This is a genomic window from Paludibacter propionicigenes WB4 (assembly GCF_000183135.1).
Classification (GTDB): domain Bacteria; phylum Bacteroidota; class Bacteroidia; order Bacteroidales; family Paludibacteraceae; genus Paludibacter; species Paludibacter propionicigenes.
On record NC_014734.1, the window covers coordinates 1,476,821 to 1,490,745 of the forward strand.

Consider the following 13,925-nt stretch of genomic DNA (forward strand, 5'->3'; position numbering starts at 1 on the left):
AAAAGCTGCTGAATTTAAATTCAGCAGCTTTTTTTTATTCAAAATCTCCAATTCCTAATACTGATTGCTAATTGCTACTGTATGGCAGGCTACTACTCCGGCAGTTTCTGTTCTCAATCTACTTTCCCCTAACGAAACCGGAATAAAATCATGCAAAATTGCACTTTGTACTTCTTCTTTACTAAAATCACCTTCAGGACCAATCAAAATCAAAACATCAGACGATTTCTGAATCTCATTTTGCAACAACTTCTTATCTTCTTCATAGCAATGAGCTATAAATTTTTGTGAAGCATTATGCTTATTTATTAACTCATCGAAAGTGCACAAAGGATTTAAAATCGGGAAATAAGCTTTAAGCGATTGCTTGGCGGCTGATACAATGATTTTCTCCAAGCGTTCGGCTTTTACAATTTTTCGTTCTGAAAAACGACAAATTATCGGGGTAATTTGATCAATTCCTATTTCTGTAGCTTTTTCTATAAACCATTCCAATCGCTCAATATTCTTTGTTGGAGCTATAGCAATATGAATTTTATAATCCCTTTTTCCAAATTCTAGAATTGTCTTTTTAATCTCAAACTCACAATGCTTGGGATGAGGATTGGAAATCAAAGCATTGTAAAATCCTCCGACGCCATCAACTACAGAAATGGCATCGCCAACCTGCATGCGTAACACCTTTACGGCATGTTTTGATTCTTCTTCCGGAAGAACATAACCAGCAGACAGATTTGGAACGTAGAAAAGTGCCATAAATATAATTCACAATGCATAATTCATAATGTATAATTACTAAACTCATAATTACACATTATGAATTATCAATTATTTGTAGATTTCTCCTTTAGCTGCTAACAGCGTATTTTGCATTAAAGCTATTCGGGTCATTAAACCAACTCCACCAGGAACAGGAGTAATAAACGAAGCCTTTGGTGCGACTTCGTCGAATGCTACATCTCCTTTAAGCTTAAAGCCCGACTCTGTCAAAGTTGAAGGTACTCTTGTTGTTCCTACATCAATAATAGTTACACCATCTTTTACCATATCACCCTTAAGAAACTCCGGTTGACCCAGCGCTGCAATAATAATATCAGCCTGCAAGCAAATTTCCTTTAGATTCTTGGTTCGGCTATGACAAACAGTCACAGTTGCATCGCCAGGGTAACCCTTTTGCATCATGAGTGTAGCAATTGGTTTACCAACTATATTACTTCGACCAATCACTACACAGTTTTTTCCGGCAGTTGGTATTTCATAGCGTTTAAGCAGCTCAATAATTCCCGCTGGAGTAGCTGAAACATAGCAAGGCAGACCGATAGTCATACGTCCGACGTTTACAGGATGAAAACCATCTACATCCTTACGATAATCGATGGCCTCTATTACTTTCTCTTCAGAAATATGCTTTGGGATAGGCAATTGAACAATAAACCCATCAACATCCTGATTTTTATTTAGTTTATCAACTTCGGCAAGCAAAGTTTCTTCAGTAACATCTTCTTCAAAGCGTATTAAAGTAGAAGTAAAGCCACAATCGCCACAATCTTTCACTTTACCTGCAACATAAGATTCGCTACCGCCATCGTGTCCTACTATAATTACGGCCAGATGGGGACGTTTGGCACCTTTAGCCACCATGTTCTTTACTTCTTTGGCAATTTCAAGCTTAATTTGTTCCGAGATGGCTTTACCATCAATGAGTGTATACATAATTTGATTAATGAGTTAATTGGTCTGTTTGCTAATCAACCCATTAGCAAATCAGCACATTAATTTATCGTCTTTTTCCTAATTTCAGTTTACCCTGGCTCATAGTAGCCATTTTCATCATCTTGCTGGTCTGATCGAATTGTTTCAGCAATCGGTTTACATCCACGATTGTCGTACCGCTACCAGCCGCAATTCTTTGCTTGCGACTACCATTCAGCATAGCTGGATTGGCTCGTTCAAGCGGAGTCATAGAATGAATTATTGCTTCTATCCCTTTAAAGGCATTGTCATCGATATCGACATCTTTCAATGCTTTCCCCATTCCAGGAATCATTGCTGCCAAATCTTTGATGTTACCCATCTTCTTTATTTGCTGAATCTGAGAAATAAAATCATTAAAGTCGAATTGATTTTTGGCAATACGTTTCTGAAGTCTGCGGGCATCTTCTTCATCATATTGTTCCTGAGCGCGTTCCACCAACGAAACAATATCACCCATTCCCAAAATACGATCGGCCATACGTTCCGGATAAAACACATCCAACGCATCCATCTTCTCACCTGTACCAACAAATTTTATCGGTTTGTTAACCACCGAACGGATAGAAAGAGCTGCACCACCCCGGGTATCTCCATCGAGCTTAGTCAGAATTACACCATCAAAGTCTAATCTGTCGTTGAATTCTTTAGCAGTATTCACAGCATCCTGACCAGTCATTGAGTCAACCACAAAAAGAATTTCCTGTGGATTAATAGCCTTTTTGATAGCTGCAATTTCGTTCATCATCGCCTCATCCACCGCTAAACGACCAGCAGTATCGACAATGACTACATCATTTCCATGCAATTTTGCATGTTTGATGGCTGCTTCAGCTATCGAAACCGGATTTTTGCTTTCTAAATCGCTATAAACAGGAACTCCAAGCTGCTCACCAAGAACTTTCAACTGCTCAATTGCAGCAGGACGATAGACATCACAAGCCACTAAAAGCGGATTTTTGCTTCGTTTGGTTTTTAATAAGTTTGCAAGTTTACCGGAGAAAGTAGTTTTACCGGAACCTTGTAATCCGGACATTAAAATAACGGTTGGCGATCCTTTGAGATTAATATCCACACTTGCTCCACCCATCAACTGAGCCAATTCGTCGTGAACAATTTTCACCATCAACTGATTTGGTTTCAGTGACGTAAGTACATTTTGACCAATGGCTTTTTCTTTGACAGTATCTGTAAAGGTTTTAGCTATTTTGAAGTTAACATCGGCATCCAAAAGAGCTTTACGCACATCTTTCAGCGTTTCGGCCACGTTGATTTCGGAGATTTTACCTTCTCCTTTCAGGATCTTGAACGACCTTTCAAGTCTTTCACTAAGAGATTCAAACATAAATTTACTTGTATTTAAAATACCCCTGACCGCAAAAAGGTATTAATTAATGAGTTATACTTCCATAATTTGAGAGCACAAAGGTACAAAAATTAGCCTTATTACCAAACCCGGCAGAGCAGCAATTATTTGTAATCAGCTAAATAAATTCTGACTTCACAAACTGAATTAAATCGGGGAAAAATTGATGAAATTTCTCTTCCAGCTCATCGTGATTCAGAATCAGAAAATCAATTGTTTTATCCGGATCAATCGCTGGGATTTTATGATTTGACATTATTTGAAGTGAAGACTTTAGCCCTTCAAGCGTTGAATACCGCTTAAGTCTGTTAGTAGTAATGAAATGAAAAACAAATCGCTTGACTTTAATCGGCAGGTATTTGTAATAAAACAGCAGATCCACATAAAATCTAAAAGCAAATGTATTCAACCTGACTCCGGCATAATCGGAGAAACTGACAGCCAGAAAATAATCGAAATACATATCGACTACAATGCCCGAATAACGACCAAAAACAGGACGTAACATTCCAATAGTTTCAATAACAACAGGATGAGAATCTGTAAATGAATCAATTTTTCGATGTAAGACGATCCCAGCCCTAATACGCGAAGGCTGTGAATTCAACTGATTCCCTTTTACAAAATCGCCTATAAAATTTCCAATTTTTACCTGTGAGTCAGTCCCTGACAAAAAAATATGCGCTAAATAATTCAAAACGAAAAAGTATTTACATAAAACGACAAATCAGACTCACATGTTTTGTCTTTATTATTTTAAAATGATATGCTTTCTGAAATCAATCATTCCTTTAAAACTACGGTCGAAGTTAGATATTGGAGTAGTATTAATTGCTTTAACTTTGGACGACGAAGACACTTTAAAAGCTCCCGATGAAATATGATTTAAAGCCTGAGCTAAACTTGCATCGTTAACATCACCCCATGATCTGTTGTAAGAATCGTAAGCTTTTACTCCAGGATACTTAACTGTTCCGGGAGTCATACCCGCATAATAACCACCTTCTTTGTTAGCATTTACGGTTTCAAACGAAACGGCGTAAAGGTCGTATCCTTCTTTAGGCGTTGTTTGTTTATCTGAATACCCAATAGGCGTAGCCCAAAAACCGCAGGGTTTCCCATAAGTTGTCTGACCAATCAAAAACAAATTCCCGCTGTAGTATGGACGCAGATTATTAATAAGCAATTCTGCTGCAGAAGCAGTACCTCCACTTACAATAAAGTAAATTTCAGTCGGCTGGAAAGAGTTTGTTTTAGCGAAATTGGTTGTAAGACTGGTTCTTTGTGAGGTATAGTATTGTGTCAAACCCTGATTCATTTTATACGAATACATAACTTTTCCATTTGCTGAAGCCGGAGCTAATAAGCTGCAAAATTTCTCGCAGGTCTCAACAGAACCACCTCCATTATAACGTAAATCTACAATAAGATATTGCACTCCATTGGTTTCGAATTTAGCGATAGTATTACTAAGCTCAGTCTGCGAACTTGCTCCCAAAAACTGATTGAAAACCATGTATCCAACCTTTTTAGCCCCAACACTCATCACTGCATCGTACAACACACTATTGATAGCATACGATCCGACCGCCAGAGATGCATCTAAGGTTGTTCCATCTGGCTTCTTAAAGGTAAACGATGCTGTATTTGAATAAAATAACGAATTCACCATATTAGTGTAACCCGCCGAAGTAGGCACCAGATAACCTTGTGAATCGGCGTCAGGATGAACGGCATCACTTCCATTTATTTTTATAATTTCGTAAGACCTGGCTACTCCCGCCAATCCAGCAGGAGAATCTTTGTAAACGTAAGTAACAAAAAATGAAACCTGATTGGATGAGTTATAACCTGCCGTTACCATGAAGCCATAATCGCCGCTTGCAGTTCCTTGTCCTATTTCGCCACTTAGATTGCCTATTTTATCCAAAAAGCTGTAATGATCAATAGCTCTTCCTGTTTCTGAATTTATTTTCAAACCAGTCAGATAGGTCAAAGCATCATCGGGGGTATTGTATTTTCGTGGATCAAAAGCCGATGGCAGCGCATCAGTCCACAAATAAATATCCTTCATGTTCGAAAATACATCATAAGACCAATGCTGTTCTTTTGTCAGACTGGTCAGGCTGACAGCTATCGAAACTGTTGATTTATCGTTGTCTGCATTTTTATCTGTAACCTTACCACTAATTATCACTGAATTATCAATCGTTCCAAACGCTTCTACCTTTGCTTTTATAGTTAATACGACAGTAGCATTCTTAGCCAAATCACCGATCAGCCATTTACCCGATTGCGAGTCATAACTTCCTTTATCCGGAGTAGAACTTACCAACGTGAGTCCGGAAGACAAGGTATCAGCCACAACCACACCCTGTGCATCACGCGACCCTATATTTTGCGCTGTAATGGTATATACCACAGATCCATCAATGGCAGGAGACGAATTATCCACAACACACGAAACCTTAAGATCAGTTTCAGGACCCGTCGGCGGAGTCACTTCATCTTTTTTGCAAGAAAACAATAAAAAGAAAAATAGAAAGGGCAATAACAAATCAAACCTGAATTTAAATAAACTTCTTTTCATAACTCATTAATTTATAAAACACAAACACAGAAAAAAAACATCGATCAGTCAGCCATATAAAAAGTCCAATTACTTTCAACGCTAGACATTTGGCAGACACATATTAATTGGCTTAGGCACAAAATAACAATGGATTATTAAATTAGTTTGCACAAAAACAATCATATATTTAACACGTCAAAGATACTAAAATTCTAATATAAAATAAACAGCAAGAACAATTTAAAAAGGGACTATAAAAACATATGGTATATTTTATATCCGGGAAGTAAAACAAATAAAACATATGAGTCGGAATTGAGTTCAGCTTTTTCATCGAAATTTCATATATTTGTAGTGACTAAACTTCGATCATTAGAATTACAATATAACATTTTTGTCTGCGTAATTAAAGCCACTAAGAATCTTTCTATGAAAAGTAAATATATAATAATACTGGTGCTTTTGGTTGGTTTAGTAATTCTGGCCGTCATTGAATACCGAAAATACATTTCGCCCAAAGGTATCAACATTGACAAAAATAAATACCCAATCACCGGAATAGACATTTCAAAACATACAGGCATAATTAACTGGGAACATATAAAAAAACAGAAAATCAGTTTTGTCTATATAAAAGCCACCGAAGGGCAAGACTACATTGATCCAAACTACTACATAAACTTAGCCAGAGCCCGAAAAGCAAACATAAAAGTGGGAGAATATCACTTCTTTCGTTTTAATAAATCGGGAAAAGTTCAAGCCCAAAACTTCTTGTCGCATGCACTTCACGATCCCGAGGAGCTTACTCCTGTGGTGGATATCGAAGAGTGGGGAAATCTACCCATCTACAAAAGCGATGCAGAGATAAAAAAGCAAATCCGTTTATTTTTGATTGAGGTACAATCTGTCATCCATCGAAAAATGATTATTTACACCAATATGGATTCCTACAACCGCTATATAAAAGGCAGTTTTACACAACATCCAATATGGATTTGCTCGTTTAGCAAATCTCCAAAATTACCCGATAACAGAAACTGGCTATTCTGGCAACATGCGCACAACGGAAAACTGAACGGAATCAAAGGCGACGTGGACATGAATACCTTCAATGGCTCCGAACTTGAATGGAAAGCCTATCTGGAAACCCTTAAGTAGCCAATCCCAACCTTTAGAAGAGCAAATATTTGAAAAGTAAGAATGCATTTTCTACTTTTAGATTTCATAAATCAATGTTCATTTAGTTATGATATCAAGATTTATTCTGAAATCGCTCAACAAATGCGCGATTATATTGTTTATAATTTATAATCACGCCATAAATGAATAATCATTTAGTTATAACTTTCTCATGAGACTAAAAGACGAAGATAAAATAAGCAGGATATACCGCGCAGCCATACAGGTAATCAACAAAGATGGATTTCAGGGCAGTTCTATGTCTAAAATAGCCAATGAGGCAGATGTTTCTGCAGCAACAATCTACCTATATTTCGAAAACAAGGACGATATGCTGAAAAAACTCTTCATAGAATCAAAGGCAAACAAAGGTAAATCGTATTTTCACGGAGGAATAAGCCATACACCATCTAAAGGAACTTTCAGAACCATATGGCTCAATCATTATCAATACATTAAAGAGAACATGGACGAGTACATATTTCTTGAAAATTTTTCGAACTGCCCGCTTATCGATCGGATAGAGAAAGAAAATAAACTGGACTATTGCCCCGTTTTTGAAACTCTCTTTGAGCAATCAAAAAAAATACAATTACTTCAGCCGCTACATAATGATATCATTTACAGCTTGCTATTTGCCCCGATAAGCTATATGGTGAAAAAATCAAAATTTCAAGAAACAGAATTATCAACGAACGATTTGATCCAAATTTTTGAAGCCTCATGGAGAGCAATAAGCATTTAACACATAAATTTCATTCTTAATTGAACAATCATTCATTTATAGCTGTTGTAAATACAAAAACTAACTCAAAACATAAAATTATGAGCTTAAAAGACACACTCAACTGGCGTTATGCCACCAAAAGAATGAACGGAAACAAAGTTCCTCAGGAAAAAATCGACAACATTCTGGAAGCTATCAGACTGGCACCTACATCATTTGGGCTGCAACCCTTCAAAGTTATTGTAATTGAAAACCCTGAACTACGCGAGAAAATTTTTAATGAAGCCTGCCAGCAACCTCAGGTAAAAGAAGGTTCTCATATACTTGTTTTTGCAGCAAATAAAAAAGTAAGCGCCGAACAGATTGACGAATACATGCAATTGATTGCAGAAACGAGATCTATTCCGGTTGAAAGCTTAAACGACTTTAAAGCAATGTTTGGTGGAATAGTTGCAGGAACCGCTGAGCAAAATTTTGTTTGGACTGCGCGCCAGGCCTATTTAGCATTTGGAGTTGGAATTGTAGCTGCTGCCAACGAAAAAGTGGATGCAACACCTATGGAAGGATTTAATCCTGCAGCGTTGGATGCAATTCTTGGTTTGTCAGAACAAAATCTAAGCTCAACCACTATTTTAGCGCTGGGCTATCGCGACGAAGCCAATGATTATCTGGCTACAGCAGCAAAAGTGAGAAAGAGCAATAATTCATTATTCGACTTCAAATAATCAGCAATATTAAAGCATTAGTTTTGCCATTGCTTCAAAATCAGAATCAAACGGTAGAATTTCTCTGGAGAAATTCTACCGTTTAAATTTAAACTCCTAAAAATCAAACTTACACAAATTATTCAACAAAACAATAACGCATTAAAAAATGGAATTATTAGACGCATTTAAGTGGCGCTATGCCACTAAAAAATTCGATCCAACCAAAAAAGTTGATCAATCATTGGTAGATAAAATTTTAGAAGCTGCCAGAATTGCCCCAACATCATCGGGATTACAGCCTTTCGAAGTATTTGTTATCACCAATCAGGAATTGAAAAACAAAATCGTGCCTTTTGCTCATGACCAACAAATAGTAGCCGACTGCTCACACCTACTGGTTTTCGCCGCCTGGGATAATTACACCGCAGAACGAATTGACCACATTTACAGTCTGACTACAAGCGAAAGAGAGCAACCAGCGGACAGATACAAAGCCTATACCGACAGATTAAAAGCGCTTTACCTGAACAGACCGGCAGCTGAAAATTTCATTCATACAGCCCGACAGGCATATATCTCATTCGCATTTGCCATTGCTGAAGCTGCATCACTAAAAGTAGACGCAACACCTGTAGAAGGATTCATAAACGATGAAGTTGATAAACTCCTCAATTTAAAAGAAAAAGGATTGAAAAGCGTCACACTGCTGCCTATTGGTTACAGAGACGAAGCAAACGACTGGCTGCTAAACCTAAAGAAAGTTCGCCATCCGAAAGAAGAATTTATCACTGAAATAGCTTAAAAAAACATCATTGACAATATAAAGCCTCAAAACATTTCTGTATTGAGGCTTTATTGTTAGTACCATATTAAATCAGCAAAAAAGCTTGATTATACCTGCTATTCTAAACATTTAGCCTTCAACCTTGTTAGGATAGTGCATTTATGATTGGATCCAATTTATCCGACAAACGGAAATGTCGGTCGATAGGTTCAATTTATAATTTCAATATTTTGTTATTCAAATTTGTTTCCGTACTTTTGCAGCGTAAAAATGTGGAGAGATTTGGACTGCTTGCAACCACAGAAAAAAATGCTAAATCGCAACCTCTTTTCTGCCCTATCAAAGTCCTCCAACTTCCCTGCCGCGTATTTTACATTCAACCAGAATAGTAAATTATAAATCATTAATTAATAGATTATGGGATATTTATTTTCATCCGAATCGGTTTCTGAAGGTCATCCAGACAAAGTAGCCGATCAAATTTCAGATGCTGTCCTCGATAATTTTTTAGCTCAGGACAAAAATTCAAAAGTTGCATGCGAAACGTTAGTAACTACCGGTCAGGTGGTGCTGGCAGGCGAAGTGAAATCAACCGCATACGTGAACGTTCAGGAAGTGGCACGCAAAGTAATTAACCGCATAGGTTACACCAAAAGCGAGTATAAATTCGATGGTGACTCATGTGGTATTTTTTCAGCTTTGCACGAACAATCGAGCGATATCAACCAAGGTGTAGAACGTGCCAATCCAATGGATCAGGGTGCAGGTGACCAGGGAATGATGTTTGGTTATGCAAGTAAGGAAACTAAAAACCTTATGCCGATAGCGCTTGACTTATCTCACGCTTTGGTAGAAGAACTGGCCGCCATACGCCGCGAAGGAAAATATATGACTTACCTCCGCCCCGATTCAAAATCGCAGGTTACAATAGAATACGACGACAATAATCAACCGGTGAAAGTTCACACAGTAGTTGTTTCTACTCAGCACGATGACTTTATTCAACCAACTGCAACTAAAACTCAGGAGCAAGCCGACGATGAAATGTTGAAAACCATTCGTGAGGACGTAAAAAACATTTTGATTCCGCGCGTAAAAGCATTGGATTCTCAGTTTGCTCAATTATTCAAAGATGACATCATATTGCACGTGAACCCAACCGGAAAATTCGTAATTGGCGGACCACACGGCGATACCGGCTTAACCGGACGTAAAATTATTGTAGATACTTACGGAGGAAAAGGCGCTCACGGTGGTGGTGCTTTCTCAGGTAAAGATCCTTCCAAGGTTGACCGCTCGGCTGCATACGCGGCTCGCCACATAGCCAAGAATATTGTTGCTGCCGGATTAGCTAACGAGGTATTGGTACAGGTAGCTTACGCTATCGGAGTAGCAAAACCAATGAATCTTTACATCAATACCTACGGAACAGCACAGGTAAAACTTACCGATGGTGAAATAGCTACTAAAATAGAGAAACTGTTCGATATGCGCCCAAAAGCCATTGAAGAACGATTGAAGTTGCGTTTCCCTATTTACGAAGAAACCGCATCGTACGGTCACGTAGGACGCACTCCGGTAACCGTTACCAAAAACTTCAAAGACGGTAATGGAAAAGATTTTTCTCAAACAGTAGAATTATTTACCTGGGAGAAAACTGACAAAGTAGCTGATATTAAAGCCGAATTCGGACTGTAAACCACAAAGAAAACAGACCAACCAAATAAATAAAAATACCCGATTTACATAGTAAGTCGGGTATTTTTATGTCCGTACAACATTATAGCAGAGAAAGTCGTTTTAGCAAATAAAGAAACTACCATGAGCCAATCGTCGGTTATTCTGTTTGATGGTGTATGCAATCTTTGTTGTGGCTGGATTCGGTTTTTGATCCGGAGAGATAAAAAGGCTGCGTTTACGTTTGTGGCCCTACAATCGGACACAGGGATGACACTACTAGAAACTGTGGACTTAAAAGCAGAGAACTTAACGAGTTCCAACATAAATACCATTGTATATATAAAAAACAATCAGTCATTTATTGAATCGGAAGCTGTATTGGAAATACTGACCAATCTGGGAGGAATATGGAGAATATTCGGGGTGTTGAGATTGATTCCGCTCAGCCTGAGAGACAGAATTTACAGATATATTGCCGCAAAACGTTACAGCTTATTCGGGAAACGCACTTCCTGTTTCTTGCCGACTCCCGAAAATGAAAAAAGATTCTCATTGTAATGCTACAAAATTGATACAATATTACATCTTTTGCTGTAACTTTGCGCCGAATTTAAATTATCGACTGTAGATAAAAATAATAAGCCGTCATAAAAAATGATTACTGAATTTATTAAAAAGTGGTGGAGCAAGTTTTTGACTTACCTTCCTATAATCCTTGAGTTTATTAAAGTATGGTGGGGTAAATTTATAGCATGGCGCAAAGTCCGCCTGGCACGCTATCGCGGATTGGTTTGGTACCGTAAAATTGCCAACCTCTTTCTTACTTCTATTGTATTATTCCTGCTTTATCTTTTCATTGTCGATATCAATTTCTTATGGTTGTTTGGTAAATCGCCCAGCCTGAGAAGCATTAGTGACCCCAACCAAAGTGTTGCTTCTGTCATTTACACATCGGATGGCAAAGTGCTCGGCAAGTATTTCCGCGAAAACAGAACCCCTGTGACCTACGAAGAGATTTCGCCCAAGCTTATCAAAACATTAATTTCTACAGAAGACGAACGTTTTTATAAACATTTCGGCATTGATTTCGAAGGAGTTTTTGCAGCGATAAAAGATATGACCAAAGGTCGCAGTCGTGGTGCCAGCACCATCACTCAGCAGTTGGTGAAAAATATGTATAAAACCCGAAACCAGTACTCAAAAGGCATATTCGGTTACATACCCGGCGTAAAACTTATCATCAGCAAAACCAAAGAATGGACTACGGCAGTAAAAATTGAAATGTTTTACAGCAAAAAAGACATTCTTACCATGTACCTGAACACTGTGGACTTCGGCAGCAACTCGTTCGGGATACACACAGCGGCCAAAACATTCTTTAACACCACACCCGCCAAGCTTAACTACGAGCAGTCGGCTACGCTGGTAGGTTTGCTCAAAGCCACTACTTCGTACAGCCCCATTGCGCACCCCAAAAGATCGACGGTGCGCCGCAACGTGGTGCTGGACAATCTGGCAAGGCTAAAAGTAATAAACAAACATGAGTGCGACTCGCTAAAACAGATTCCGATACGACTGAACTACAACGTAGAGCAATCGTACGACGGCGATGCGCTTCACTTCCGGGCTTATCTGGAAAAATACCTGCAGAAATGGGAAGAGGAAAACGGGTACGACATCTATTCCGATGGATTGAAAATCTATGTGACCATCGACTCGCGCATGCAGAAATATGCCGAAGAAGCACTGAACAAACAAATGCGCAGCATACAGCGGAAATTTGACGACCATTGGCGCGGTCAGAATCCGTGGCAGGATGAAAACCACAAAGACATTGTAAACTTTGTGGAAGACATTGCCCGCAAGACCAAAGCCTACGCTTCGCTCTCGGCGCGATACAAGAATCACCCCGACTCCATTACCTATTATCTGAACAAACCGCACCGCACCAAAGTATTCGACTACGAAACCGGAGAAAAGGAAATGTTCATAAGCATTATGGACTCCATCCGGTATATGAACCGTTTTATGCACAGTAGCTTTGTGGCCATGGAACCCCAAACCGGAAACGTGAAAGCCTGGGTGGGCGATATTGATTTCAAATTCTGGAAATATGACAAAGTTGCACAGTCCAAGCGTCAGCCGGGTTCTACATTCAAGCTGTTCGTTTATACAGCAGCCATGATGCACGGCATGTCGCCCTGCGATATGATGGTGGACAAACAGGTTACGTGGAACTATAAAGAAGGCAATAAAGACAAATCGTGGACGCCCCGCAATGCCAATGGGTACAGTCTGGGCTATGCCGTATCGCTGAAAAATGCCTTTGCGCAATCTATCAACACCATTGCTGTGCAGGTAGCCCAACAAGTGGGAATACCCGAGATTATAAAATACGCTCACCTGCTGGGCATTCAGACTCCGCTGGAAAACAAACCTTCCACTTGTCTCGGATCGTCGGACGTGTCCCTGCTTGAACTGGTAAACTCGTTCGGCACAGTAATAAACGAGGGTAACTATCACGAACCGATTCTGGTAAGCCGCATAGAAGACCAGGAAGGTAACGTAATATACGAAAAGAAGACAGAGCAAAAACGCGTAATACCTTACGAAGATGCCTGGCTGATGACCGAGATGCTCAAAGGCGGTATGACCGAGCCCGGCGGAACTTCGCGCGCTTTGTGGAGCTGGGATTTGTTCCATTACAATACCGACTTTGGTGGAAAAACCGGAACTTCATCCAACCACTCCGACGCATGGTTTGTAGGCGTAACGCCTAAGCTGATAGGTGGTGCCTGGGTAGGAGGCGAACACCGCAGCGTACACTTCCGCACCGGCGAGCTCGGACAAGGAAGCCGCACCGCTTTACCCATATTCGGTATGTTTATGGAAAAAGTACTCAAAGACGAAAGCCTGAAACAGTACCGCGGCAAGTTCCCTACCAAACCGAAAGAAGAAATTTCGCGCAATTACCAGTGTGTAACTCACCTGCGAGTGGACTCTACAGCGCTGGACTCAACCGTAATAGACGATGTGAACATGGAAGAGGACATTCCGGTAAGCGACACACCTACCCCCGAATAAATAAACAGAACATATTGCACAAAAAGAGACGCACCCACCTGCGTCTCTTTTTGTTTTTCTACATCCCCCATCAA

The 13,925-nt window shown here is 39.4% G+C and carries 12 protein-coding genes; 7 read left to right on the plus strand and 5 right to left on the minus strand.

The features are described from left to right. Positions 1–54 precede the first annotated feature (54 nt). The 5 genes from PALPR_RS06105 to PALPR_RS06125 all read right to left on the minus strand — a co-directional run bounded on the left by PALPR_RS06105 (position 55) and on the right by PALPR_RS06125 (position 5,708). Entirely contained in the window at positions 55–756 is a 702-nt protein-coding gene (locus tag PALPR_RS06105; RefSeq protein ID WP_013444743.1) for a 16S rRNA (uracil(1498)-N(3))-methyltransferase, read from the minus strand. 72 nt (positions 757–828) lie between these two features. Next, the gene (folD, locus tag PALPR_RS06110) at positions 829–1,713 is read right to left on the minus strand and encodes a bifunctional methylenetetrahydrofolate dehydrogenase/methenyltetrahydrofolate cyclohydrolase FolD (RefSeq protein ID WP_013444744.1); all 885 of its coding nucleotides are present in this window, start codon (positions 1,711–1,713) and stop codon (positions 829–831) included. A 64-nt stretch (positions 1,714–1,777) separates the two neighbouring features. Continuing rightward, positions 1,778–3,097, minus strand: a complete 1,320-nt coding sequence (ffh, locus tag PALPR_RS06115) for a signal recognition particle protein (protein ID WP_013444745.1) — start codon at positions 3,095–3,097, stop codon at positions 1,778–1,780. A gap of 139 nt (positions 3,098–3,236) precedes the next feature. Then, positions 3,237–3,815 carry an acyl carrier protein phosphodiesterase gene (locus tag PALPR_RS06120; protein ID WP_013444746.1) on the minus strand — a complete coding sequence of 193 codons (579 nt, stop codon included), beginning with the start codon at positions 3,813–3,815 and terminating at the stop codon, positions 3,237–3,239. A gap of 54 nt (positions 3,816–3,869) precedes the next feature. Continuing rightward, positions 3,870–5,708 carry a S41 family peptidase gene (locus tag PALPR_RS06125; RefSeq protein ID WP_013444747.1) on the minus strand — a complete coding sequence of 613 codons (1,839 nt, stop codon included), beginning with the start codon at positions 5,706–5,708 and terminating at the stop codon, positions 3,870–3,872. A 411-nt stretch (positions 5,709–6,119) separates the two neighbouring features. On the opposite strand from PALPR_RS06125, the gene PALPR_RS06130 reads away from it, so the two are divergent. The 7 genes from PALPR_RS06130 to PALPR_RS06165 all read left to right on the plus strand — a co-directional run bounded on the left by PALPR_RS06130 (position 6,120) and on the right by PALPR_RS06165 (position 13,851). Continuing rightward, entirely contained in the window at positions 6,120–6,848 is a 729-nt protein-coding gene (locus PALPR_RS06130; protein ID WP_041620297.1) for a glycoside hydrolase family 25 protein, read from the plus strand. Between the two features lie 193 nt (positions 6,849–7,041). After that, positions 7,042–7,614: a TetR/AcrR family transcriptional regulator gene (locus PALPR_RS15925; RefSeq protein ID WP_013444749.1), complete on the plus strand. Its 573-nt coding sequence runs from the start codon at positions 7,042–7,044 to the stop codon at positions 7,612–7,614. 80 nt (positions 7,615–7,694) lie between these two features. Then, complete coding sequence (locus PALPR_RS06140; protein WP_013444750.1) at positions 7,695–8,321, plus strand: NAD(P)H-dependent oxidoreductase; 627 nt, start codon at positions 7,695–7,697, stop codon at positions 8,319–8,321. A gap of 148 nt (positions 8,322–8,469) precedes the next feature. Next, positions 8,470–9,105 carry a nitroreductase family protein gene (locus PALPR_RS06145; protein ID WP_013444751.1) on the plus strand — a complete coding sequence of 212 codons (636 nt, stop codon included), beginning with the start codon at positions 8,470–8,472 and terminating at the stop codon, positions 9,103–9,105. A gap of 399 nt (positions 9,106–9,504) precedes the next feature. Further along, positions 9,505–10,785, plus strand: coding sequence for a methionine adenosyltransferase (gene metK, locus PALPR_RS06155; RefSeq protein ID WP_013444752.1), 1,281 nt, complete (start codon positions 9,505–9,507; stop codon positions 10,783–10,785). Between the two features lie 123 nt (positions 10,786–10,908). After that, positions 10,909–11,325: a thiol-disulfide oxidoreductase DCC family protein gene (locus tag PALPR_RS06160; protein WP_013444753.1), complete on the plus strand. Its 417-nt coding sequence runs from the start codon at positions 10,909–10,911 to the stop codon at positions 11,323–11,325. 96 nt (positions 11,326–11,421) lie between these two features. Then, complete coding sequence (locus PALPR_RS06165) at positions 11,422–13,851, plus strand: transglycosylase domain-containing protein (RefSeq protein ID WP_013444754.1); 2,430 nt, start codon at positions 11,422–11,424, stop codon at positions 13,849–13,851. Positions 13,852–13,925: the final 74 nt, after the last annotated feature.